The organism is Pseudovibrio axinellae (assembly GCF_900110875.1).
In the GTDB taxonomy this organism is placed as follows: Bacteria; Pseudomonadota; Alphaproteobacteria; order Rhizobiales; family Stappiaceae; genus Pseudovibrio; species Pseudovibrio axinellae.
Genome location: NZ_FOFM01000006.1, coordinates 309,875 through 330,401, shown reverse-complemented (window position 1 = coordinate 330,401; position 20,527 = coordinate 309,875). Strand labels below are relative to the sequence as shown.

The following is a 20,527-nucleotide window of genomic DNA, read 5'->3' as shown; positions in this document are numbered from 1 at the left end:
CAGGGAGAATACTGGAATGAGCAATGAACCGTCCCGATACGCATCCATATTGCGAGATGGGTTGTTTGATGGACAGAGTGTGATTGTGACCGGGGGAGGCAGTGGCATTGGCCGTTGTATCGCCCATGAACTTGCATCATTGGGTGCTCATACCGTTCTCCTTGGCCGCAAACAGTCAAAGCTTGATACTGTGTGTGAGGAAATTCGCCTGGATGGCGGCGAGGTATCGGCGTACTCGCTGGATATTCGCGATGAGGAAGCTGTCGCAGAGACGGTTGCTAAAATCGTTGCTGATCGCGGTGTTATTCATGGCCTCGTCAATAATGCAGGTGGCCAGTACCCCAGTCCTGCCGCTGCTATCAAGAAAAAGGGCTTTGACGCGGTCGTGGAGACCAATGTCACTGGTGGTTTCCTGATGGCGCGTGAGGTTTACAACCAAAGCATGCGCAAAAACAAAGGCGGTGCCATCGTTAATATCGTTGCTGATATGTGGCGTGGAATGCCGGGGATGGCACACTCGGGTGTGGCACGTGCGGGCATGCAGAACCTGACCATGACGCTGGCTGTGGAATGGGCGGCTGCTGGTGTGCGTGTGAATGCTGTTGCGCCAGGTTGGATCGCGTCCTCCGGGTTTGACGCGTACGATGAAAGCTTCATCAAAGGGATGTTCAAGGGCATGGCAGACAACAACCTTGCCCGCCGTTTGGGCACGGAGGCCGAGGTTGCTTCATTGGTGAACTTTTTGTTGTGTCCGGGGGCTGCGTTTATTACCGGTCAGTGTATTGGCGTGGATGGTGGGGCTCCGTTGTGGACCAACCTGATGCCAGTTGAAGACAATGAGAATATGGCGACATATCAAGGCTTTCACCGTTATGAAAAGCCAAAGGCCTTGCAAGCTTGGGAGAAAGAAAAATGCCCAAGTTAACATCAGCTATTGATCTTGGCAGCGCTGCGTTTTCTCAAAACAAAGCGTTTATGGAAGCACTGATCGCCGAATTTCGCGGGTATGAGGCTAAGGTCCGGGAAAACTCTGAGAGCAAGCGTGGGAAGTTTGAAAAGCGCGGTCAGTTGTTGCCGCGTGATCGCGTGAGCTTGCTTTTGGATCGTGGGGCTCCCTTTATGGAGATTGCCACGCTTGCTGGGCTGAAGATGCACGATGATGACGGCAAGAAGAATGTCGCTGGCGGTGGCTCTATTGCCGGTATCGGCTATGTGGCTGGTAAGAGGTGTCTGGTTACTGCAACAGACTCTGCCATTAAGGGTGGCTCTGTATCACCGATGGGGCTGAAGAAGTCTTTGCGTTTGCAGGAAATCGCCAGAAAACAAAAACTGCCCATTGTCGCTCTGGCAGAAAGTGCCGGTGCGAACTTACTGTATCAATCGGAGCTGTTTGTTGAGGGCGGACGGACGTTTGCAAATCAGGCGCGTATGTCTGCAGCAGGTATTCCGCAAATTACAGTGGTTCATGGGTCTTCCACCGCAGGCGGGGCTTATATGCCCGGTCTTTCAGACTACACAGTGGTTGTGCGTGGAAAGACAAAGATCTTTTTGGCTGGACCGCCATTGCTCAAAGCGGCGACAGGTGAAATTGCAACTGATGAAGAACTGGGGGGTGCAGAGCTTCATTACAACATTGCAGGTACCGCCGAATATATGGCTGAAGATGACGCTCACGGCATTGAGACTGCGCGAGAGATTGTTGATCACTTGCCGTGGTCTGCTCCAGTTGAAGCCGAGGCCGGGACACAGCCGTTTTACGATATTGAAGAGCTGATGGGCATTGTGCCTGAAGACGCCAAGAAACCCTACGATATACGCGAGATTATAGCGCGCATCACGGATGGCTCTGACTTCCTTGATTTTAAGCGAGAGTTTGGGGCTTCAACTGTATGTGGTCATGCACGTGTTGATGGTCATGCCGTTGGGATCCTCGGCAATAACGGTCCGATAGATCCAGATGGTGCGGTTAAGGCTGCCCAGTTCATTCAGCTTTGTTGCCAAAGCGATACGCCGCTTCTCTTCTTGATGAATACGACCGGATATCTGGTTGGGCGTGATGCTGAGACCGGCGGTATTGTTAAGCATGGTTCCAAGATGATCCAGGCGGTAGCCAATGCCACTGTGCCCAAAGTTACGATCGTGGTTGGCGGTGCTTGGGGCGCAGGCAACTACGGTATGTGCGGTCGTGGGTTTGATCCAGATTTCATCTTCTCCTGGCCAACAGCCAAAGTGGGCGTGATGGGGCCGGAGCAAGCTGCAACGGTGATGAAGATCATCACTGAAGAGAAGTTTGCGAAGATGGGACAGCAAATCCCAGATGGCATGACGGATCAGATGGCGCAAAAAATTATCGACCAGATGTCACCTGAAACAACAGCGCTTTATGCGACTGCCCGGCTTTGGGACGATGGAATTATTGATCCACGAGATACGCGCCGCGTTGTTTCGCTTGCACTTTCTGTTTGTGCAGATGGCAGGAAACGTCAGCTTAATCCAACACAGTTCGGAGTTGCGCGTGGCTAGGGAGAGCGGCGCGCTAAAAGTCTTCGAACAGAGTTAAACATGAGGGTTTCACGATGGAATATACTGAAGAACATCGGAAAATGAAAAGTGCGGTGGTCAAGTTCGTCGAGGCCGAGATCAACCCGTACGTTCCGGAGTGGGAAGAAGCTGGTATCTTTCCTGCACACGAACTTTTCAAAAAAATGGGTGATTTGGGTTTCCTAGGCATCAATAAGCCGGAAGAGTATGGCGGGATGGGCCTTGATTACTCTTATCAGGCGGTGACTATTGAAGCGCTGGGCGCGTGCGTGTGTGGTGGCGTGCCAATGGCAATCGGCGTGCAAACCGACATGGCAACCCCCGCACTGTCCCGCTTTGGCTCTGATGAACTGCGCAGTGAATTTCTGACGCCTGCTATTGCCGGTGACATGGTTGCGTGTGTCGGCGTTTCTGAAGCGCATGCTGGTTCTGATGTTGCAAACATCAAAACCAATGCTGTGAAAGATGGCGACGATTACATCATTAACGGTTCTAAGATGTGGATCACAAACTCCACACAGGCAGACTTCATGTGTATGCTGGCAAACACCAGTGATGGACATAAGCACCAGAATAAATCCCTGATCATTGTGCCTATGGATACTGCGGGTATCACGAAGTCAGATCGTCTTAACAAACTTGGTCAACGCTCGTCTGATACGGCGCAGATCTTCTTTGATGACGTACGCATACCTCAGCGCAATCTGATTGGGACTGAGGGCGCTGGTTTCATGTACCAGATGTTGCAGTTCCAAGAGGAACGCTTGTGGTGTGCCCTGTCTTTGATTGACGGCATGGACCGGATCATTCAACTGACTGAAGACTATTGCCGCGAACGCTCTGCTTTCAACCAAAGTATCTTGGACTTCCAGGTGGTTCACTTCCGTCTTGGTGAGTTGCGTACTGAAGTTGAGCTATTGCGTGCGCTTTCTGAAAAGTGTGTTGAAGCAATGGTCCGCGGTGAAAACGTGACCCGTTTGGCATCCATGGCAAAACTTAAGGCAGGTCGACTGTCTCGTGAGCTTTCGGATGCTTGCCTGCAGTACTGGGGCGGTATGGGTTACATGTGGGATAACCCTGTGAGCCAGTTTATGCGTGATAGTCGTTTGACTTCAATTGGCGGCGGTGCCGATGAAGTGATGCTGTCTATCATCTCCAAACTGGACGGCACTATGCCAAACCCGAAAAAAAACCGTGCGATGCAGAAGGAAGCGGCTGAATAAGCTGCTTTTAAGAACTGCTTGAAGTCTTTGCTATCGCGTATTTTCGAACATCGGTTTCCACCTTTTGGGAATACGCTTTAGCATTTGGCAGTGTGAAGGGAATTTCTGATGTTTGATAGCGTCCTGGTTGCCAATCGGGGGGAGATTGCTCGCCGCGTCTTCCGCACTGCGCGGCAAAAGGGCTATCGGAGTATTGCTGTTTATTCCGAGGCTGATGCAACGGCTCCTCATGTAGGAGACGCTGATGTCGCAGCGTGTATTGGTGGGGCAACACCAGCTGAATCCTACCTGAATATTGAAGCTGTTTTGGAAGCTGCACGTAAAACGGGCGCACAAGCTGTGCACCCTGGTTATGGATTTCTTGCCGAAAATGCAGATTTCGCGAAGGCTTGTGACGCTGCTGGACTGGTGTTTGTCGGGCCGCCAGCGCAAGCGATTGAGCTTATGGGATCCAAGCGCCTTTCCAAGCTGCGGATGATTGAGGCAGGGGTTCCGTGTGTTCCAGGTTATTCTGGAGCAGATCAGTCTACTGAAGTACTGGCTGCTGAAGCTGCACGCATTGGTGTGCCGTTAATGATCAAGGCATCGGCTGGTGGAGGTGGGCGTGGTTTACGTCTGGTGGAAAACCTGGAGGGCTTGGAAGACAAGCTGGCTGCTGCGGCATCTGAAGCTGTTGGGGCTTTTGGTAATGGCGAGCTTATTTTGGAAAAGGCGGTGATCAATCCACGACATGTGGAGATACAGATCTTTGCAGATAATCACGGCAATGTCGTGCATTTAGGGGAGCGGGACTGCTCTGTTCAGCGCCGTCACCAAAAGGTGATTGAAGAGGCTCCGGGACCTTCTGTGACTCCAGAAATCCGTGACGCCATGGGGCAAGCTGCTGTAGAAGCTGCGCGGGCCATTGGGTATCGTGGGGCTGGTACGGTTGAGTTTTTACTTGCTGCAGATGGCAGCTTCTACTTTATGGAAATGAATACCCGGTTGCAGGTTGAACACCCTGTAACGGAGGAGATTACGGGGCAGGACCTTGTTGCCTGGCAGCTGGATGTAGCAGCAGGTAAGCCATTGCCGTTGGCCCAGGAGGATATATCCTTTTCCGGTCATGCTATGGAACTACGGCTTTACGCAGAAGATGCTGATGCAGGGTTTTTGCCGCAAACCGGTCAGGTGGTTGCGTGGAATGGGCCTGAGCTGGCCTTGCGCGTTGACAGTGCCATTGAGCAAGGCAGTGTGATCTCGTCCTATTATGACCCGATGATCGCCAAGCTGATTGCACATGGTGCGGACCGTGAGGAAGCAAGGCGCAAGCTGTTACGTGGTTTGGACCAGCTGGTCCTACAGGGTCTCGTCCATAATGGTTCTTTCTTGAAAAGCGTGTTGCTGGATGATGTTTTTGCTGCGGGCGAAGCGACAACTGCATTCCTGAATGATCGTGAGCTGGGGTCTGTTGCTGCTGATAGCGTGCGAGAGCTGATGCGTGATCTTGCTGTGCACCTGTTTGCACGCAACAAAGGGCAAACGCGCTGGACGACTGCAACCCCGCTGCCTGTGAAGATAAAACTGGACGGTGAGAGTGTTACGCCGCGCGAGGACCTGCAAATCCTTGAGCAGGATGATCTGGGTAAACTCGTCTTTTATGTCGATGGCGTTCGCCGGTCCGCTTTTGTGAGTAAAGGGCCAGAGGGCGGCTTTTGGATTTCGCTGGATGGACAGACGCAGTTTTTTGAAGAGCAAAGCCTGAGCACGAGGAAGACCGATAATTCGGCGACCTCCAGCTCCGTAATCGCGCCAATGCCTGGGGCGGTTGTGGCTTTGAAGACAGAGCAGGGTGCTCAGGTTTCTAAAGGGGATGTGCTGTTGGTCCTGGAGGCCATGAAAATGCAGCACGAACTGACTGCGCCTCGCGATGGAATTGTTGCAGAACTTGGAACCCAAGAGGGCGCACAGGTGAACAGCCGTGATGTGCTGGTTCGTCTGGAAGAAGAGAACGCCTGATTGCCAATGATGTTAATCCGCAGATTTCGCGGGGGAGAGAATAATGACGCTTAGTCTTCCAGATTTTGGATTAAACCGTAAATCGACCATTTTTAGTGATGAACATGAAGCGTTTCGTGATGTGCTGAAGCGTTTTGTGGCTTCTGAAGTTGCGCCATATGCTGCTGACTGGGACGAGGCCAATGAATTTCCACGCGAGCTTTACAAGAAAGCTGCTGACATTGGACTGCTGGGTATCATGTTTCCTGAGGCCTATGGCGGGACCGGGGTTGATTATCCGCTATGTTACCTTGCATCGGTGGAACTAGGACGTGCAGGAACCGGCGGGATCAGTGCTGGTTTGATGAGCCATGCGATTGGGACACCTCCCATTGCAAACCTTGGCTCTCCTGAACTGAAAGAGCGGGTGCTGCCTGACATACTTTCGGGCAAAAAAATCTCTGCGCTTGCCATCACAGAACCAGGTGGTGGATCTGATGTGCAAAACCTGAAGACGCGCGCGCACCGTGAAAACGGGCATTACATTTTGAGTGGTGAGAAGACGTTCATTACATCTGGCATGCGTGCAGACTACTACACAGTGGCAGTGCGTACCGGTGACACCGGTATGGGTGGAATTTCTCTGATGCTGGTTGAAAAAGGCATGGAGGGCTTTACTCAAACACCTTTGCAAAAGATGGGGTGGTGGGCATCGGACACCGCAACATTGCATTTTGACAATGTTAAAGTACCTGCTGGAAACCTGATTGGCGGCGAGAATGCCGGCTTCATGGGCATCATGATGAACTTTAACAATGAGCGGTTGTTCCTGGCTTCTGCTTGTTATGGCCATATGCTGGGGGTGTTTGAGGAAGCTTTGGAATGGGCAAAGCAGCGTGAGACGTTTGGGAAGCCTCTCATTCACCGCCAGGTCATCCGCCATAAGTTTGTTGATATGGCAATGAAAATGCAGGCGGTTCGTTCTGTTTTGGAAGAGCTTGCACAGCGCCTGCAAAATGGTGAAAGCCCAGTCACCGAGATCTGTCTGGTGAAGAACCTTGCAACAAGTACGCTGGAATATGTGGCAAATGAGTGCCTTCAGATTCTTGGTGGGGCAGGGTACATGCGCGGCACCAAGGTTGAGCGTGTTTACCGCGAGACCAAAGTGATGACGATTGGTGGCGGCTCCTCTGAAATTATGAAGGACCTTGCCAGCCGGCAGATGGGCCTTTAGTCCGTCTGCTTGTGAGATGAAAGAGAAAGCCCCGCTGTCGCCAGCGGGGCTGTTTTTGTTTAGGACGTTTCTTTGGATACAGACTGAGCCAACTCATTGGGTGACAGGCCCGAGATGCCGAGTTCTCCCAAAAGGCTGTCAACCAATGGAGCTTGTGAGCGGTACCTTAGTGCTGAGTTTACAATCTGGTCAGAAAGACCAGCATTGCCCTCTGTGCTCGTTGCGCCGTTTGCAGGTGCTGCACCGTTTCCGCCTAACCCATCAACCTGGAGAATTTTGATTTCATCAATATTCTCCATTGGCTTCACGCTGGCGCCGATGACTTGAGGCAGTGCATCGATCAAGGCAAGTTTTACCTGCATGTTGATTTGCTCTGCGGACAGGAGGTTAGACGCCTCGTTCAAGATACGCTTACCTTCTGCTTCCACGGCCAACCGAAGTTTATCTGCTTCCGCTTTGGTGATTACAGAATCTGCATCCGCGTTTGCCGCGATACGGATTTGGTCTGCCTCACCGCTGGCTTTCAGACGGATGGCTTCAGCCTGGTCTTCGGCAGCTTGTTTTTCAGCTTCAGCAGCTACGGTGACCGAAATTGCAGCTCGTTCAGCGTCCTGAGAGGCGAGAACGAGATCAACGAGTTTCAGACGTTCTGCTTTTTCGACTTCCTGCGCCGTGACAACCTGTTCTTCCGCTTTGATTGCGATAGCGCGGGCTTCGTTGGCTGCTGCATCTGCATTTGAAAGTGCTTTGGATTTTTCTGACACCGCGATAGAGCGATCCTGTTGGATCAGCTCAAGGATTTTCTCTTTTTCGATGCGTGTTTCTTCCAGGGAACGGTCTTTCAGGATTTCTTGTTCCTTTACCTGACGCTCAGAAGAGATTGCAGACTGGCGAATTTCCAGCTTGGAGGTGATGTCGGCCTGCTCCGCATCGCGGCGGCGCTCAGCTTGTTCTGTCGCGATGAGGGCCTGCTGCTTGGCTCTTCGGATTTCCAGATCACGCTGCTGTTCCAGTGAGGCGTATTCTTCTTCACGTGCGATTTCGAGCTTCTGCTGTTCAGCGTCCAGGTTTTTACGACGGATCAGAACTTCGGTGTCCTGTTCAATATCGTTCCGCTTTCTGCGACGCTCTTCAATTTCCTGAGTAAGCTTTGTCAGGCCTTCTGCATCAAAGGCATTGTTTGGGTTGAAGTATTCCATACGGGTTTGGTCAAGGCCCGTCAGAGATACAGACTCCAGTTCCAAACCGTTTTTGAGCAGGTCTTCTGACACGGCTGCCTGCACCTTTTGAACAAAGGAAACGCGTTGCTCGTGTAGCTCTTCCATGGCCATTTCGGCGGCAACTGCACGCAAGGCATCAACAAACTTGCCCTCTATGAGGTTCTTCAAGTCTTCTGGATGCATTGTGCGAATGCCGAGGGTTTGGGCAGCATTGGCGATGGATTCGGTGGTTGGTTGAACACGGAGGTAGAATTCTGCAACCACATCCACACGCATTCTATCATGTGTGATGAGTGCGGCTTCATCCGCTCTGCGCACTTCAAGGCGCAAGGTGTTCATGTTGACCTGAATGATGTCATGTAACACCGGCAACACGATTGTTCCGCCATTCATGATGACTTTCTGGCCACCAAAACCAGTTCTTACGAAGGCAACTTCCTTGGAGGAACGCACGTAAAGGCGTGCAAAGATAAGGCCGATTGCGACGATAGCAATGAGAATGACACCTGCTAATATAAGCAGTTCGAACATGCTACTGGACGCCTCTACGGCGGCATTTTGTGTGTCTGTAAACATAAAGAACCTTAAATAAGAGATTAGTTGGCAAGCGTGTCTTCGCGAGGTGATAAATTGGAGTGTGGGTTTGGAATGGCTGTGAAAAGGGAGCCGTTTAAGCCGACAAGCAAGACTTCGTCTCCCTGCATTAAGGTTGTCTCTGGCGTATCGGGAATGACGTGAACGTAGTGCCGCGTTCCATAGATATCGGTCACTCTTGCTTCTGCCTGTAACTTTGTGGTGGCGTTACCAAGCGTTAGGACTGCAACCTCCCCGATCAACGCATCACGAGAGCGAGCATCTGTTTCTTCTTTGGGCATCACGCGCGCTAAAGCATGACCCGTCTTTCCCGTAAACCACAAGGCCGTGATCGTCACTGGAAGGACAGCTATCCAGAATGGCAGTGGTGTGGTCAGAAGGGTTTTAGCGGCGTATTGCAACAAAATTCCGAAAATACCAAAGCTCGTCAGGAGGATGATCAGGAGAATGATCAGAGGGACTTTTCCGATGGCCAGCCAGGCCAGAAACCCTTCCACGGGTCCAAGTCCTGTTGCGCCAACAGCGATGTCGCTATCGATATCAGCATCCATCTCCATATCTGGCAGGAACTCATCAGCCAGACCGGACAGGGACAGGCCGAATATCATGCTGACAACCTCTAACAAGGCGAGTGCAAGCATGACAAAAATTGCCAATGTAAATAGGTAGGTCTCACCTGAAAATATTAGTTCGCTCAATTCGCCCCCCAAAAAACCAAATGTTGCGCCAGCTGCATTATTCTAGCTCTGCTTCCAGTGCGGCGAGGCGTTCTTCTACGCGGTGATCTCGCGTCATCTGATCCAGCTTCGCAAGCTTGGCACTATCTGCTGCTGAGGTGTTGTTAAACCCTGTCGAGACGCCTGTCGCTGCTTTCATTGCACGCTCGAACGCTGAGTTTGCATTGTCGACGGTAGAGTTGAGTTTGCGTTCACCGCCAGCTGTTTCCTCTGCATCCTGCTTCAATGCTGCACTCTTTTGCGCGATGTAGGCATCAAGCTGCTCAGTCATCTCACGTTTGCGGCCTTGCAATGCAAGAATGGAGCTGTTGAGCTCCTGCTCTTCATCACCGGCGTCAGCTATGGTTTTTTCCAGTATTGGTATCTGTGCTTCCAAGTCCATCTGACGGGCTACAGCTGCGCGGGCGAGGTCTTTCTCATTGGCCTTTAAGGCAATACCGATCTTTTCTGAGAGCTCTTCATGGGACTTATTGGTCTCAGCTAGTCGTTGGCTGGCGACGTGTTTTTTTACAGCAGCTTTGCCTAGAGCATCCCGAACGTCTTCAACAGCGTTGTCAAGCTCACGGACGGCTTGTTTCATGATAATGTCCGGGGCGGTGCTTTCTACTGTATCTACAATGGAATTTGCAGTTCCAGATACCAGGCGACCGACGCGAGATAATAGAGATTCAGACATTCAATCCTCCAAATTTATTTCGAGTTTAAGCGGTTGCGCAAGAGTTCTGTTGAGCTGCGCATATCATCGACGAGTTCTTTAAAAAGCTCTGGGTTTTGAAGGCGTGGGTTTCGTCTTAATCCTGCCTGCAATACCAGCTCTACAAGCTCAAAAAAATCTTCTGTAATGGCGGTCTCGGTTTCTTTCAGGTCTCCTTGGTCTGATCTGTTTGCCAACTCTCCTAAAAGCAATGGAAGGCGGTCTGTCAGAAGCCTCAGAGTATCTGATTGATTTTGGTTTTGGTCCAGCATGTCACTTGCTGGTTTAAGCAGTTTGCGCGCAGCAAAAGTATGAGTTCCCTGCTCCAAAGAGCCAAAGCTCTCCTCTGGAGCTGCAATCAATGCCCTGATTTTATCGCTCGGCGTTCTTGCATCTGGAAAATTCAGACGTGCAAGGGTCTCAGATTCTTCCTGGGTTAAACGAACACTGAGTGATATTGATCTCGAGGGCATGTCGTACCTTTGTATTGCGAATGTACTTCTAATGTAATTGCAATCGCTAATTGTTCAAGTGCTATCTGTAAAATTTTTGAGTTCGTCAGGAAATGACATTGACCAAATTCTAGATGACTTATTGGTTCCATGGTGAACAAGGCAGCTTACCTCACAGGTTTTGGTGGAGTGGGTCTTCTAGAGGAAGGGTGTTTTTGGAAGGCTGGGGCTGATGGTGATGTTGAGAAAGCGTGAGTGTAATTGCAAGCGTGGTGCGCTCAGTGATTTGAACCGCTCGCGATGGGATGACCCTGAGCGTTTGCATGTGCGCAAGTCGCTGATCGCGGAAGGGGACACTGATGCGTTTGAGCGTATTATGGGTGTTTCTGATATCTTCCCGATCAACTACCTAAGCCGCGGGGTCTCTGCAGCGCGATCTGTTTGCAAAGTTCAGCTTTACCGTGAGGGGCGTATTCCCATCGCAGCAGGCTCTGGTTTTTTGGTGAGCCCAAATCTTCTTTTGACAAACAACCACGTTATCCGATCCAGTAGGTCTGCGAGTTTGGCTTCTGCCATTTTTCAATACGAGATGGATGAGAATTTTTCGCTTGGGCGGTCTGTTGAGTTTTCGATTACTGATGAGGTTTTCTTTACCAGCGCGAGTGATGAGCTGGACTTTAGTTTTGTATCTGTTGAGGAGGGGAACAGTGAGAAGGTCGCTCTGGCAGACTTTGGCTTTTTACAGTTGCTGCCGCAATCCGGTAAGGCCGTCAAAGGGGAACCGGTCTCTATCATTCATCACCCCAATGGCGGATTGAAAAGCCTTTCACTTCGAAACAGCCATGTTCTGAGTTTGCATGAGCAATTCATTACATACTCAAGCGATACTTTGCCGGGTTCATCTGGTGCGCCGGTCTTGAATGATCAGTGGTTGCCAGTCGCATTGCATCACCGCAGTATACGAGATCCTTCAAATCGTCGTCGCTGGATTGCAAACCGCGGGATCCGTATCAGTGCGATCCTTTCCAACGTGATGGAACATGCGTCGAAGCAAAATGCCCATGCAGTAGAGGTTGCGGACCGATTAAGGTTGTCAGGCCAAGTCGGATAATAGACGGTACGTCACTATACGTACTTCGAAGTGACTAATGGGCAAAGTATATATATCAATCCCATTTTCTCAAAATGCTGTTAGTTAGGCGGCCTTGTTTAAAAGAAGTATCTACGTGATTTATCGATGAAAAGATCTGGTGTTATTGGGAAGCTGTTTTGGGGGCTTTGCGCTAGCGTTTACTTGAGTGGCGCGGCATTTGCCCAAGTGTGCCCAACTGACGACACGATGAAAACCGGCATGGTCATGATAAATAATCAGATCCCAGCGCGCTTGCTTGTTCGCTTGGATGATCATGGACAGGTCACAGAGCTTCATCTGGATGAAAGGTATGTGGTCGTACGTGACCAAATCCATGTTCATGAACGAGGTTTGTTTCTTTCGTATGAGCGCGGCGCGCACATCAACCGGACTTATGTTCCAGATGTTCCGTTTTCAGAATTCTTCCCTCTAGAAGTGGGGAAGGTTTGGAGTGCGTCTGTGAATGTGTTTGAAAACGAGGTTCTGGTCCGGAGCGATGTCCCTTACACGTTCTCTGTTGGTGAGCCTAACCGGTTGCAGGTTGGTCGTTGTGCCTATGATGTTTTAGAGATCACCATGGAAACGGTTACCACTGAGGGTAAGCCTTTGACCACCAAGTATTCCTATAGTCCTGAGCTGGGCACCATCCTCAAGGGGGAAGGAGAGCACCTTTGGACTTCAGAAAACGGTGTGATGCAATTCGATGAACTTTGGGCCGTGCGCAAAGCATCCTGATCTGTAAAGGAAAGGGGAGACGCTTGCCTCCCCCAAAACCATCGTCAAGCAAGCACTTGCCGGCTGATCAATTCCTTCATGATTTCTGAGGTCCCGCCGTAAATACGCTGAACGCGAGCGTCAACGAATGCGCGGGAAACGCCGTATTCTGTCATGTAGCCGTAACCACCATGAAGCTGTAGGCAGCCGTCTACAATGCGCCCCTGCATTTCTGTGGTTCCAAGCTTTGCCATGCTCACCGTGGTGTTATCCAGCTTGCCTTGCCTGAACAACTCGCAACATTCGTTCACAAAGGAGCGGTGGATGCGTACGTCCGTTGCCATCTCGGCCATTTTGAAGCGCGTGTTTTGAAGCATTGCTACAGGGCGGCCAAAAGCCTGACGTTCTTTCACGTATTGTGATGTCATCGCCATCACGCCTTCGGCGTTTGCAACTGCACCAACGGCCAGTGTGAGACGTTCACGTGGTAGTTCGTTCATCATGATGTGGAAGCCAGTGTCCACTGCGCCAAGGCAGGCACTGGCAGGAACACGCAGGTCTTCGAAGAAGAGTTCTGATGTGTCTGAGCAATGCAGACCAACTTTGTCGAGGTTCTGCCCTCGTTTGAAGCCTGGATTATCGGCGTCGATAAGGAACAGGCTGGTTCCTTTGGAGCCGGAGACATCCAGGTTGGTGCGAGCGACCACGATCACCACATCAGCGTGCTGGCCATTGGTGATGAAAATCTTGCTTCCATTGATGATATAGCTGTCGCCATCTTTGCGTGCAATGGTGCGGATGCCCTGCAGATCTGAGCCTGCGGCAGGTTCCGTCATTGCGATCGCGCCGACGCATTCTCCGCTGACCATCTTGGGCAGGTACTTCTTCTTCTGCTCTTCTGAGCCGTGGTTTAGGATGTATGGTGCAACGATATCTGAGTGTACGCTTAGAGAGACGCCGAGGCCGTTGCAGTTGGCGCGAGAGAACTCTTCGATGATAACCATGGAAAAGAGGAAGTTGGTTTCAAACCCGCCATACTCTTCTGGAGTGTCGACCGAGAGAAGGCCTTGTTCGCCCAGTTTGTTCCAGATCTCGCGCGGGAAAATCTCTGCTTTCTCCCATTTATCGTAGTGGGGGAGAATCTCTGTATCGATGAACCGTTTTACGTTATCGCGAAAAAGTTCAAGTTCACCCTTCAGGTCTTCATCAATCATAGCCATCCCTTTGTCTTTTAATGTGAAACGGCTGCCTCCCAAAGCATCTCCTAGCTGTGATCCAGGGCCGTTTCTTAACCTATACGGTAAGCCTATGCGAGGCGGATATGTGGTGCAACTGGCGATGAGTATTAGGCGGTAGGCAAAATGGCCGGTACCGGCGACTTGACACTCAAAAATCGGCATATATATTAGAATGTACTAATTTAGAAAGTGTTGTTGTTCGACATGTTTCACAATCTCCATCACCTGAGTTTTCCTAAGAGGGAAGAGGAAAAGTACAAAAATGATAACTGATTTCACTCCCTATACCTCATTAGCTGGAGGGGTATTAATCGGATTATCCGCGGTCATTCTGCTGCTTACCAACGGGCGAATTGCGGGGATTAGTGGTATCTATAGCCGTTTGTTTGAATCGAGCAGGCTTGCAAATGGCAGATCTGCCTGGCTGCATGGTGAAAAAAGCTGGCAACTGGCGTTTGTTGGCGGGCTTGTTCTTGCTCCCTTGTTGCTGATGTCAGGGGGCTTGGAGATCGAGCAAGTGTTTACGGGTGACTTGTCGCTCATCGCAATTGCCGGTGTCCTTGTTGGCTTTGGTTCGGTTTTCGGCAACGGGTGTACAAGCGGGCATGGCGTTTGCGGATTGTCACGTTTGTCTATTCGCTCGCTTGCAGCAACGGTCACTTTTATGTCTGTGGGTGCTGTTGTCGTGTTTGTCATGCGCCATTTGGTGGGAGGATAGGCTATGCAACGTGTCATCGCAGGTTTTACTGCTGGTTTGACTTTTGGGGCCGGGCTGGTCATCTCTGGAATGAGTAACCCTCTGAAAGTACAGAACTTCCTAGATGTGTTTGGCAATTGGGACCCAAGCCTTGCTTTCGTGATGGGTGGTGCCATTTTGGTTGCGTTCCCGTTTTTTCGTTTGGTTCGGCGTTTACCGAAGCCTTTTGTGGCCGATGACTTCCGCCTGCCTACACTCCAGCAGATTGATGGGCGCCTGATTTTGGGGTCTGCCACATTTGGTGCTGGGTGGGGATTAATTGGTTTGTGTCCGGGACCTGCACTGGTTTCACTCTCGTTGCTGTCACCACAGGCGATTGTGTTTGTTTTTTGCATGACGAGTGGGATGCTGCTTGCCAGAGCAGTGGCTAATCTATCGTTGCAAAAAGCACAAAGGCAGGTCAGATAGTATCCATTTTACAAGAGGTTAGCGCAAAATGCCAGTGAGGGAGACCTTGCTGGCATTTCCTGTTTGGTCTTTAATTGAAGCGATATTGGATGAATAGCGGTTCAAAGTTTGAGTGTGATGGCAATCAGGGCAATGAGTGTGATGATGGTGGTTAGGACGCGCAGACCTAGGTAGTTTCTGGATATGATGCCCAGATTATGCAGGAGGAAATCAACCAGCATAGTTGCGGAGAAAAGGATGATAACTCCAAGAAAGAAGATGACCGGGGCAGTAAACAGGAAGAGAAACCAACCAGCGAGTGCGACAAAGTTGCTCCATATAAGGAGCCAGCCAAGGCTGGGGTGAGGCGCGATAAAGAACATACCCCAGTGAATTCCTGCCATGAAAGAGAGGATGACAAGGGCGTATAAACTGACCGCTATGACTGTCGCACCAATGATCGGTAAAAATGTATAACCTGCTGATAAACCGACGGCTCCCGCTATGAAGGGGAGGGTGCCAGCGAGTGCGAGGCAAGAGTACAGTGCGGGGAGTTCTCGTGTCATCAGGTTTTAAGTCCGGCTCGATTTTACTCTTGAGGGAGGCTAGCGGTTAAGGTTGAAGGTAGTCCTGATACGAAGTTGCTCTTTCGAATGAACTGCTCAATACCTTGAGGGAATAACGTCAAGAGGCAGCTGAGTATGCATCAAGAGATACTTGCAAAAGCACGGTTCATTGCAGAAGAGGCTGGTGCCTTTGCCCTGAAAGCTTTTCACGAGCGTGATAAATTACAGATAGATAGCAAAGGTCTTCTGGATTACGTGAGTGAGGCCGACCGGGAGGTGGAGCGGCGCGTTAAGAAAGCGCTTTGTCTTGCGTTCCCTGAGCATGGGTTTAAGGGGGAAGAAAGCGGTGGTGCGCTTGTGGCGCCGTGTTGGGTTGTTGATCCGATCGATGGGACGACAAATTTCCTTTATGGGCGGCCAGACTTTTGTATTTCCATGGCTTTTGTTGATGAGAAGGGACCAGCTGTTGCAGTTGTTCATGCACCTGTTCATCGGCGGACGATGTATGCTGTGCGCGGGGTTGGTGCATTTGAAAATGGTAAGAGATTGCAGCCGCGAAGCGCCTGTGATCATGAGCTCGTGGTGAACCTCTGCTTCAATTACAAACGCGATAATGACGTTGATTTTTTAAGTAAAGTCAATCAGTTGGTGGAACTAAAACACCAGATACGGATATGTGGTTCTGCTGCTTGGGCTTTGTGTCAGGCTGCGAGCGGGCAGGTGGATGGGGCGTATAATGGGTGTGTGAACAGCTGGGATGTGTTGGGGGGACAACTCATTTGTGCCGAGGCTGGCCTAGAGGTTGGGCCTTATGTGTATGAGCAAGGCAGTGTCTATGCCTACCCCAAAGGCTCTGTCCTAAAAGATACCTTGGTGCCGTATCTTTAATCCATTGTATTTGCTTAGTTAATCTTGTTTGCGTTGTTATGTGCGTTGGTTTGCGCGGATGAGGGTTTTTCTGCGTTGAACCTGCTGGATGTTGCGTTGTTTTGCAGGCAGTGTGTTTGGCACTGTTGCCTGCAAAGTTATTCCCCTCGTGACCAAGTGCGTTAAGTTGGTTTGAGTAGTGCTTTTTGGCGCTGTTCCTGCCTCATCATATACAGCGCAGAGAACATGATGAGGGCTGCGCCGAGCAGAGTGAAAGTATCAGGTGTTTCAGCAAAGATTACAAAACCCAGCAGGGCGGCATAGATCAGCTTCATGTATTCCACTGTTCCTACAACGCTGGCCTCTCCCAGCCTTAAAGCTTTAACGCCAACCCATTGACCCAGCGTTGCGATAATGGCCATGCCGGTGAGCAGAAAAAAGCCTTGCAGGTCTGGGGTTTTCCAAAGCCAGAACAGCGGAATACCGGCCAATAGCCCGACAAAAACGGCTTGATACACAAGCAGCGTGGCTGTGGTCTCTGTTTGAGAAAGGTGCCGCACGCAAATGACAGCTATGGCGGCGCCTAGAGCGCCAGCAACGGGGACAAGCGTATAAACGCTGCTAAGGCCATCCATGCCCGGTCTCATGACGACCAAGACACCGAGGAAGCCGAACAGAACCCCTGTTATGCGAGCAGGCGTTAGTTTTTCTTCAAGAAAGACTGCTGCGAGCAATGCAACAAAGAAAACTTGCGCAAAGGCGAGTGTGGTTGCGGTGGTAAGTGGGAGTAATGCAACGGCCCAGATGCCGCTTGATAAGGCAAGGAACGCGCCCAATAGGCGAAAAACATGCAGAAGCGGGTGCTTGGTTTTGAAGCCTTGAGGAAAAGTGTGGCCGAGTATGGGCAGGGCAGAGGCCAGAACGAAGCACTGCCTGAAGAACAGGATTTGTAAAACATGGTAGTGTGCTGCTGCAACTTTTGCCATGGCTGCTGTGATGGCGAACAAAGCCGTGGCGAGCAGTGCCCAAAGGATGCCTTGCATGTTGTTTGACATGAGGGGTCTTCAAAGGTAATTGAAATTGGTAACTTGGTACCATGTTACCAGATTCGTTCCAGTTATAAACCACCCAGTAGATGAGGGAGTGAAATGACACGACGCAAGATTGAGCGGGTACAGACTGGTGTGCGCCTTGAGAAAAGAACTTTGAAGGTTTTAAAGGCGGTTGCCGCGCACCATGAGATGGGGCTTGGTGATTTGATTGAGGGCATTGTGCTGCACAGCTTTGAAGGCAAAGCGCCGTTTGACCCTGAGACACTGGCTTTCATTACCAGCATGCGCCAAGCATATGGCTTGGATCTGACAGCTGCAGACAGCCATAAACTGAGTGAGACAGAAGAGTAAAACAGAGGATTATGGACGCCAATTGTATTGGGATTGGCGCCCTGAGTCTGTGCTCTTTAGGGTGCGTCCTTTAGGGTGTGCTGGGGAACCCGGCAGTGACGCTTAGTTCTTCAAAAAGGTCCGCATCTTACTGCTAAGCTCTTGAGCGTTGTTGATGTGCGGGAAATGGCCTGCACTGTCGATCTGCTCCACCTTTGCCTTTGGGATGGCGTTTGCATATTGCTTTGAGACGGTGAGTGGATCGAAGTCATTGCCGCCATGGATGATCAGCGTATCTGCTGTCACATTGGCAAGGGCCGCACGCCAATCATGTGTTGTGCCCAGGCTGAAACTTTGGGCCCGGGTTTGCCAGCTGCCGAACTGATCTGTTGGCAGGACTGACTGGTTCTTGAACACATCTTTTCCAAATGCCTTTTCGACATACGGGATCAAGCCTGCATCGACTGTTTGCAGTGTGGCTTCGTCATCTTTGAATATCTGCTCTGTATCGGTATAGCGACGTAGCCACTTGTCGTAGGCTTTCTGCTCTCGCTTTGGCAAGTTTTCTCGAATGACCGCGTATAAATCCGGGTTTTTGGAGGGGGCAACGAGTATATCAGCAGGGGTAAGGAGCACCAGCTTGTCGACGTTGTCTGGAAACTCAGCTGCGTAAAGGGCAGCTAGAAGTGCACCATTGGAGTGACCGACCAAAATAAGTTTGTCGTCGCCAAGTAAGCGGCGGACACGTTCTATATCTGCAAGCTGCTGGGCGATGCCAAGTTTGCTTTCCAGCTGCTGGGCATTGGACCATTTATCCCGCTCTACCGGAAATCTGATAAACGGATGTGTTGACCCACCAGAGCCACGCTGATCGTAGTAGTTGATGCGGTAGTCGTTTTGCAGCAGATCAAATGCAGGTGCGCTTTGCTGCAAGGGCATGCCAGGACCACCGTGGATGAAGAGGATATTTCGCCCTTTGCCTGTGGCAAAGGTTTTAAGCTGAACATCCTTTGTAACCTGCCAGTAGCCGTCTGTTTTGCCGATTGGTTCTAGGTCAGTGCGCTGGGCGAGCGTGCCGGGTGTATAGAATGGCTGTTGCTGCATCCACCATACGAAGCCAGCAGCACCGACAAACATCAGGCCGCCCAAGATGATGAAACTCAGGAAAATGTTTTTAGGGCTGAACGACATAAAACATGCTCTCCGCTGACCGCAACTTCAATGAATCTTAAATGCGCATATACCGCAAAAAGTGGCCGTTGCATGCATATAAAGTAATTTGGGAAGGGCACCTTACCCTCAATTTGTAGTTTCACGCGCAGGACAACCAGAAAAAGATAAGGTGTGTTGTGCGGCAGCGCTCTCTTGTGTTGCCATCTCTCCTACTTACTGAGTTGAGTTAATCGTTCTATGGCGACTATGTGCGCTCGCACTGTGAAACGGCATTGGTATAATCTTTGTGCATTTTCCGGTTTGATCATGAAATATTGGTGCGATTTTGTTGTTCTGTATTTTGTGAAATTACGCTTTCTTCGTGCTGTCTCCGAAAAATTGCGTATTTCTCTTGCGCTCAAAGGTTGAACGGTGTTTTCTAATTCGCGTGAATATAACCTATTCACCTTCTCATAGATCGCTGGGGTTTAGCTGGCCGGTTTGGTTTGAGGCTCTGGCTTTCCATTATGTTTGAAGTGGTACGCTCGCATTGCATTGTGTGATGCAGGCATCTTTATCCTATTTCTTTTCCTTGGGTGGCTATGATGCTTTTTTCTTCTATTACTAAGTTGGCGACAGCTGCTGCGATTGCTGGCAGCGCGGCGCTGTTTACTGGGCAGGCATTTGCGCAGGATCTTACGTTTTTTACAATCGGTACGGGTGGGACCGCTTACACCTACTACCCAGTGGGCGGTATGATTGCCAATGCAATCTCTAACCCTCCCGGTTCGCGCGCCTGTGATGCTGGTGGGTCTTGCGGTGTGCCGGGTCTGATTGCTTCTGCTGTTTCTTCCCGTGGTTCCGTTGATAACGTGAACGCGATCAACTCCGGCCTGCGTAACTCTGGTTTCGCACAGTCTGATGTTGCTTACTGGGCGTTTTCCGGTACTGGCACCATGGAAGGCAAAGAGCCGATGAAGGATCTGCGCTCGATTGCAGCGTTGTTCCCAGAGCATATTCACCTGATTGCGAAAGCTGACAGCGGCATCAACTCAGTTGCCGACCTCAAAGGCAAGCGCGTGTCTTTGGATGAGCCGGGATCTGGCACATATACGGATGCGAACCTGATCCTTGCTGCTTATGGGCTGTCAGCCTCTGATATCACTGCTGAAGCGCTGAAGGGGTCTGCTGCTGCAGAAGCACTGCGTAACGGCAAGGTTGATGCGTTCTTTGTGGTTGCTGGTTTCCCAACTGGTGCAGTTGTTGAACTTGCATCTGCTGAAGACATCAAGATCGTGCCTATCACTGGCCCTGAAGCGGAAGGCCTTGTTGAGAAGTACGGCTTCTTTGCAAGCTCCGACATTCCAGCTGATGCCTATCAGGGAGTGGATGCAACAACCACTTTGACCGTTGGTGCACAGTGGATCACCAGTGCGAAAGAAGAGGACGAGCTGATCTACAACATCACCAAAGCCATGTGGAACGACAAGACCCGCAAGTTGCTGGATGTTGGCCATTCCAAAGGCAAAACTATTACGCTGGAAAGCGCGACGGACGGTCTTGGTGTGCCGCTGCATCCGGGTGCTGAGCGTTTCTACAAAGAAGCTGGCCTGATCAAGTAAGGCCTCGCCATCTTTGATGATTTTGCGGTGCCCGGTAG

General features: G+C 50.8%; 20 protein-coding genes. 12 read left to right on the top strand and 8 right to left on the bottom strand.

The window, feature by feature from the left end:
* Positions 1–16: 16 nt before the first annotated feature.
* From BMZ51_RS15205 to BMZ51_RS15185, 5 genes are all read left to right on the top strand, one after another.
* Complete coding sequence (locus tag BMZ51_RS15205; protein ID WP_068006652.1) at positions 17–925, top strand: SDR family oxidoreductase; 909 nt, start codon at positions 17–19, stop codon at positions 923–925.
* Positions 913–2,523 (top strand): acyl-CoA carboxylase subunit beta, encoded by a 1,611-nt coding sequence (locus BMZ51_RS15200; RefSeq protein WP_068006654.1) that lies wholly within the window; start codon positions 913–915, stop codon positions 2,521–2,523. Before BMZ51_RS15205 ends, BMZ51_RS15200 begins: the two co-directional genes overlap by 13 nt.
* A gap of 53 nt (positions 2,524–2,576) precedes the next feature.
* On the top strand, positions 2,577–3,764 hold the full coding sequence (locus BMZ51_RS15195; RefSeq protein ID WP_068006655.1) for an acyl-CoA dehydrogenase family protein: 1,188 nt from the start codon (positions 2,577–2,579) through the stop codon (positions 3,762–3,764).
* 108 nt (positions 3,765–3,872) lie between these two features.
* Positions 3,873–5,762 carry an ATP-binding protein gene (locus BMZ51_RS15190; protein WP_068006658.1) on the top strand — a complete coding sequence of 630 codons (1,890 nt, stop codon included), beginning with the start codon at positions 3,873–3,875 and terminating at the stop codon, positions 5,760–5,762.
* 43 nt (positions 5,763–5,805) lie between these two features.
* The gene (locus BMZ51_RS15185; protein WP_068006659.1) at positions 5,806–6,975 is read left to right on the top strand and encodes an acyl-CoA dehydrogenase family protein; all 1,170 of its coding nucleotides are present in this window, start codon (positions 5,806–5,808) and stop codon (positions 6,973–6,975) included.
* A gap of 59 nt (positions 6,976–7,034) precedes the next feature.
* Here BMZ51_RS15185 and BMZ51_RS15180 read toward each other — a convergent pair whose 3' ends face one another.
* From BMZ51_RS15180 to BMZ51_RS24325, 4 genes are read right to left on the bottom strand one after another with little or no spacing between them, the layout of a single operon-like run.
* Positions 7,035–8,771 (bottom strand): flotillin family protein, encoded by a 1,737-nt coding sequence (locus tag BMZ51_RS15180; protein ID WP_068006662.1) that lies wholly within the window; start codon positions 8,769–8,771, stop codon positions 7,035–7,037.
* A 20-nt stretch (positions 8,772–8,791) separates the two neighbouring features.
* On the bottom strand, positions 8,792–9,487 hold the full coding sequence (locus BMZ51_RS15175; RefSeq protein WP_068006664.1) for an OB-fold-containig protein: 696 nt from the start codon (positions 9,485–9,487) through the stop codon (positions 8,792–8,794).
* Positions 9,488–9,524: 37 nt separating this feature from the next.
* Positions 9,525–10,202: a PspA/IM30 family protein gene (locus BMZ51_RS15170; protein ID WP_068006666.1), complete on the bottom strand. Its 678-nt coding sequence runs from the start codon at positions 10,200–10,202 to the stop codon at positions 9,525–9,527.
* Positions 10,203–10,216: 14 nt separating this feature from the next.
* Positions 10,217–10,693: a hypothetical protein gene (locus BMZ51_RS24325; RefSeq protein ID WP_208979501.1), complete on the bottom strand. Its 477-nt coding sequence runs from the start codon at positions 10,691–10,693 to the stop codon at positions 10,217–10,219.
* Positions 10,694–10,910: 217 nt separating this feature from the next.
* Here BMZ51_RS24325 and BMZ51_RS15160 point away from each other — a divergent pair, with 217 nt between their 5' ends.
* Both BMZ51_RS15160 and BMZ51_RS15155 read left to right on the top strand, forming a co-directional pair.
* A complete protein-coding gene (locus BMZ51_RS15160; RefSeq protein WP_208979500.1) occupies positions 10,911–11,783 on the top strand; it encodes a trypsin-like serine peptidase in 873 nt (290 codons plus the stop codon).
* A 126-nt stretch (positions 11,784–11,909) separates the two neighbouring features.
* Positions 11,910–12,539, top strand: a complete 630-nt coding sequence (locus tag BMZ51_RS15155; RefSeq protein ID WP_068006670.1) for a hypothetical protein — start codon at positions 11,910–11,912, stop codon at positions 12,537–12,539.
* A gap of 44 nt (positions 12,540–12,583) precedes the next feature.
* Here the strand turns inward: BMZ51_RS15155 and BMZ51_RS15150 are convergent, their stop codons facing one another.
* Entirely contained in the window at positions 12,584–13,738 is a 1,155-nt protein-coding gene (locus BMZ51_RS15150) for an acyl-CoA dehydrogenase family protein (RefSeq protein ID WP_208979499.1), read from the bottom strand.
* 280 nt (positions 13,739–14,018) lie between these two features.
* Between BMZ51_RS15150 and BMZ51_RS15145 the strand changes: the two genes are divergently transcribed.
* Complete coding sequence (locus BMZ51_RS15145) at positions 14,019–14,474, top strand: YeeE/YedE family protein (RefSeq protein ID WP_068006672.1); 456 nt, start codon at positions 14,019–14,021, stop codon at positions 14,472–14,474.
* Positions 14,475–14,477: 3 nt separating this feature from the next.
* Complete coding sequence (locus BMZ51_RS15140) at positions 14,478–14,921, top strand: YeeE/YedE family protein (RefSeq protein WP_068006674.1); 444 nt, start codon at positions 14,478–14,480, stop codon at positions 14,919–14,921.
* Positions 14,922–15,022: 101 nt separating this feature from the next.
* Here the strand turns inward: BMZ51_RS15140 and BMZ51_RS15135 are convergent, their stop codons facing one another.
* On the bottom strand, positions 15,023–15,466 hold the full coding sequence (locus BMZ51_RS15135) for a DUF3429 domain-containing protein (RefSeq protein WP_074882126.1): 444 nt from the start codon (positions 15,464–15,466) through the stop codon (positions 15,023–15,025).
* 135 nt (positions 15,467–15,601) lie between these two features.
* On the opposite strand from BMZ51_RS15135, the gene BMZ51_RS15130 reads away from it, so the two are divergent.
* A complete protein-coding gene (locus BMZ51_RS15130) occupies positions 15,602–16,354 on the top strand; it encodes an inositol monophosphatase family protein (protein ID WP_068006675.1) in 753 nt (250 codons plus the stop codon).
* Positions 16,355–16,515: 161 nt separating this feature from the next.
* Here BMZ51_RS15130 and BMZ51_RS15125 read toward each other — a convergent pair whose 3' ends face one another.
* On the bottom strand, positions 16,516–17,388 hold the full coding sequence (locus BMZ51_RS15125; RefSeq protein ID WP_068006677.1) for a DMT family transporter: 873 nt from the start codon (positions 17,386–17,388) through the stop codon (positions 16,516–16,518).
* Positions 17,389–17,481: 93 nt separating this feature from the next.
* On the opposite strand from BMZ51_RS15125, the gene BMZ51_RS15120 reads away from it, so the two are divergent.
* Positions 17,482–17,736: a hypothetical protein gene (locus tag BMZ51_RS15120; RefSeq protein WP_068006680.1), complete on the top strand. Its 255-nt coding sequence runs from the start codon at positions 17,482–17,484 to the stop codon at positions 17,734–17,736.
* A gap of 102 nt (positions 17,737–17,838) precedes the next feature.
* Here the strand turns inward: BMZ51_RS15120 and BMZ51_RS15115 are convergent, their stop codons facing one another.
* Positions 17,839–18,906: an alpha/beta fold hydrolase gene (locus BMZ51_RS15115; RefSeq protein ID WP_068006682.1), complete on the bottom strand. Its 1,068-nt coding sequence runs from the start codon at positions 18,904–18,906 to the stop codon at positions 17,839–17,841.
* A gap of 566 nt (positions 18,907–19,472) precedes the next feature.
* Here BMZ51_RS15115 and BMZ51_RS15110 point away from each other — a divergent pair.
* The gene (locus BMZ51_RS15110) at positions 19,473–20,489 is read left to right on the top strand and encodes a TAXI family TRAP transporter solute-binding subunit (protein ID WP_208979498.1); all 1,017 of its coding nucleotides are present in this window, start codon (positions 19,473–19,475) and stop codon (positions 20,487–20,489) included.
* Positions 20,490–20,527: the final 38 nt, after the last annotated feature.

Bases quoted from the DNA above. Each gene is read 5' to 3' on its own strand.
- BMZ51_RS15205 (WP_068006652.1), top strand. From the start codon at position 17: ATGAGCAATGAACCGTCCCGATACGCATCCATATTGCGAGATGGGTTG.
- BMZ51_RS15200 (WP_068006654.1), top strand. From the start codon at position 913: ATGCCCAAGTTAACATCAGCTATTGATCTTGGCAGCGCTGCGTTTTCT.
- BMZ51_RS15195 (WP_068006655.1), top strand. From the start codon at position 2,577: ATGGAATATACTGAAGAACATCGGAAAATGAAAAGTGCGGTGGTCAAG.
- BMZ51_RS15190 (WP_068006658.1), top strand. From the start codon at position 3,873: ATGTTTGATAGCGTCCTGGTTGCCAATCGGGGGGAGATTGCTCGCCGC.
- BMZ51_RS15185 (WP_068006659.1), top strand. From the start codon at position 5,806: ATGACGCTTAGTCTTCCAGATTTTGGATTAAACCGTAAATCGACCATT.
- BMZ51_RS15180 (WP_068006662.1), bottom strand. From the start codon at position 8,771: ATGTTTACAGACACACAAAATGCCGCCGTAGAGGCGTCCAGTAGCATG.
- BMZ51_RS15170 (WP_068006666.1), bottom strand. From the start codon at position 10,202: ATGTCTGAATCTCTATTATCTCGCGTCGGTCGCCTGGTATCTGGAACT.
- BMZ51_RS24325 (WP_208979501.1), bottom strand. From the start codon at position 10,693: ATGCCCTCGAGATCAATATCACTCAGTGTTCGTTTAACCCAGGAAGAA.
- BMZ51_RS15160 (WP_208979500.1), top strand. From the start codon at position 10,911: ATGTTGAGAAAGCGTGAGTGTAATTGCAAGCGTGGTGCGCTCAGTGAT.
- BMZ51_RS15155 (WP_068006670.1), top strand. From the start codon at position 11,910: ATGAAAAGATCTGGTGTTATTGGGAAGCTGTTTTGGGGGCTTTGCGCT.
- BMZ51_RS15150 (WP_208979499.1), bottom strand. From the start codon at position 13,738: ATGGCTATGATTGATGAAGACCTGAAGGGTGAACTTGAACTTTTTCGC.
- BMZ51_RS15145 (WP_068006672.1), top strand. From the start codon at position 14,019: ATGATAACTGATTTCACTCCCTATACCTCATTAGCTGGAGGGGTATTA.
- BMZ51_RS15140 (WP_068006674.1), top strand. From the start codon at position 14,478: ATGCAACGTGTCATCGCAGGTTTTACTGCTGGTTTGACTTTTGGGGCC.
- BMZ51_RS15135 (WP_074882126.1), bottom strand. From the start codon at position 15,466: ATGACACGAGAACTCCCCGCACTGTACTCTTGCCTCGCACTCGCTGGC.
- BMZ51_RS15130 (WP_068006675.1), top strand. From the start codon at position 15,602: ATGCATCAAGAGATACTTGCAAAAGCACGGTTCATTGCAGAAGAGGCT.
- BMZ51_RS15125 (WP_068006677.1), bottom strand. From the start codon at position 17,388: ATGTCAAACAACATGCAAGGCATCCTTTGGGCACTGCTCGCCACGGCT.
- BMZ51_RS15120 (WP_068006680.1), top strand. From the start codon at position 17,482: ATGACACGACGCAAGATTGAGCGGGTACAGACTGGTGTGCGCCTTGAG.
- BMZ51_RS15115 (WP_068006682.1), bottom strand. From the start codon at position 18,906: ATGTCGTTCAGCCCTAAAAACATTTTCCTGAGTTTCATCATCTTGGGC.
- BMZ51_RS15110 (WP_208979498.1), top strand. From the start codon at position 19,473: ATGCTTTTTTCTTCTATTACTAAGTTGGCGACAGCTGCTGCGATTGCT.